The following is a 2216-nucleotide window of genomic DNA, read 5'->3' as shown; positions in this document are numbered from 1 at the left end:
CCTTGTGGTCGGCGCGGCCGGCCGGCGTCAGCGGCTCGGGCACCTTGGCCCAGGCGTGCGCGGTGCAGGTGGCGCCGGCGGCGTCTTGCAGGGGGTAGTCGAAGAGAACTTCTTGGCTCATCCCCGGATGTTATCGAAGCCCCGCAACCCTTCTCAGGACAGGCTTTGTTCCGCCTCCATCAGCTTGTAGCGCGCCAGCGCCAGGTTGCTGCGCTGCTTGTCGAGCAGCGCGAACAGGAACAGCCCGCTGTGCCGCGACAGCGAGCGGATCAGGTGGTGGCGCGTCGGCGTGCTGGTCATGATCTCCTGCACCGCGTCGGCCAGCCCCATGTCGCGCGCATGGCGGTCGTGCACGCGCAGCACCTGGGTGCAGGCGGCGGCGGCCAGCTCGATGTCGACCGGGTGTTCCTCGCGCACCTTGTGCGTGACGACCAGCCCGGTCGCGGTGTCGACGACGGCGCAGCCCATCAGGCCGTCGACCTGCAGCATGCTGTCGAGCGCATGGGCGGCGCGCTGCGGATCGAGCACCGCCCGCACCGGAGCCTTCGTGACGGCACTGCTCCTGATGGCGGCGCCGGGGGATGCGGAGGCGGCGGCTGCCGCGGCATCGAGGTCGGCCACCTTGATCGGGAAGCCGTCCGGCCCCTGCACCGAAGCGATCGCGGCCACCGGCGGCGGCCCCCACACCGGTTCGGTCTTCACGCGGTTCCACTGGCCCAGCAGCGCATTCCACACCGCCGACGCGCTCGACAGCGATTCGTTGAGCACCTGCACCTTGAGCCGCTGCGGCCACTGGATCATGCCGATCTTGTTGGCGATCCACACGCCGCTCGGCGGCAGCATGAAGAGCAGCGTCGGGCAGCGCCAGCCGGGCTGGTTCACCGCGGCATACAGGGTGTGGAGCATGCCGTCGACCGCATGCGGCTGCATCGCGCCGACGATCACCGCGGTCATGTGGCTGCGCTCCATCAGCGCGATCGGGATCGCCGCGTTGTCGGGGCCGGGCGCGCGCACGTCGGCGTGGTAGATGCGCAGCAGGCCCTCGTCGCGCCGTTCGAGCGTGGTGCGCTCGATCATCGCGAGCGTGCGCAGCGTGGTGTGCTCGCGCAGGTGCAGCCGCTCGATCGGCCGCCCGCTCGCATCCGACAGCGCCTTCACGACGGCGCTGGCCCACACGCCGGTGGGGTCGTGCAGCGCGATGTGGCGGGTTGCGGTTTCGAGGTCGGCGCGGGTGGCCGCGAAATGCTCGCGGATCGCCTGCGCCGCCGAGCCGGTGACGACCAGGTCGCGCAGGTGGCGATCGACCATCTGGCCCTGGTCGTTCACCTCGGTGGCCACGCTCTCCATGAGCGAGGTGGCGGCGAAGCCGGGCAAGCGACCCTCGGGTTGATCGCCGCGCAGGTCTCCGAACAGCGATGACAACATGGGTGCTCCCGGCAGTTGAGTCCCGTGCAGTCTAGGGGGAGGCGCGCATCGGGCCATCCCCAAATTGGCTACCCCACTTCAGGGGGCAGGGATTGCCCTTGCCGCAAGGGACACGCTGATCGCTCAGGCGCCCGACCCCTTCATCATGGACGGCTGCACAGGGCGCAGGCGCGGAAGTCCGGCGCGGATCAGGGCATTCGCCTGCTGCCGGTTGTCCAGCGACTCCAGTACCTGTTCCAAGTCATTGCCCTTGTAGGCACCCATCAGGCTGGCATAGAGCGGGACGCGCTTCTTTTCGGGAAAGGCGATGATTGCCTGCGCCAAAAGGGCGATGGTGTCCATTTCGGTCTGGTTCACCGCGGTATAGAGGCTGCGGCTGGTGTGGATGACGACGCCGCTGCAGCGCTCCACGGACGCCCTGATTCCGTTCGGCTGCATCTCGTTCCCGATGGTGTATCCCGGATCGCTGCCCACATCTTCGCGGCCGCAGTTGGCCTCGAACCAGTGGTTCTGGGTGATGTGCCCAAATTCGGTCCCCGCGTGGAAGTAGACGGTCGGCGACTGATGCAGGATGCCGGTGAACCCGATGATGTTGCCCACAACATAGAAATTGTCCCGGTAGCCCATGTCGCACCTCTTTCTCGAAAGCCGCACCACGCCCGGTCGGAACGCAGAAAGAGCTTAGCGCCGAAGCACAGGTCCCGCAATCGGCTCGCATCTGAGAAGTGCCGCTCAGCTGGGCCGCAGCGGTGGCCGCGGAGATCAACTCGGCGGTAGGAGCTGAATAGATC

General features: G+C 67.9%; 2 protein-coding genes. Both read right to left on the bottom strand.

Features of this window, described 5'->3' with window-relative positions:
* Positions 1 to 153: 153 nt before the first annotated feature.
* Complete coding sequence (locus AC1D01_RS31135; protein ID WP_477873339.1) at positions 154 to 1425, bottom strand: roadblock/LC7 domain-containing protein; 1272 nt, start codon at positions 1423 to 1425, stop codon at positions 154 to 156.
* Between the two features lie 123 nt (positions 1426 to 1548).
* On the bottom strand, positions 1549 to 2052 hold the full coding sequence (locus AC1D01_RS31130) for a hypothetical protein (RefSeq protein ID WP_477873337.1): 504 nt from the start codon (positions 2050 to 2052) through the stop codon (positions 1549 to 1551).
* Positions 2053 to 2216 lie beyond the last annotated feature (164 nt).

This window comes from Rhizobacter sp. P3_B12 (genome assembly GCF_056402895.1).
Note: the sequence above shows the minus strand (reverse complement) of the source record. Positions and strands in the feature narration are given on the sequence as shown.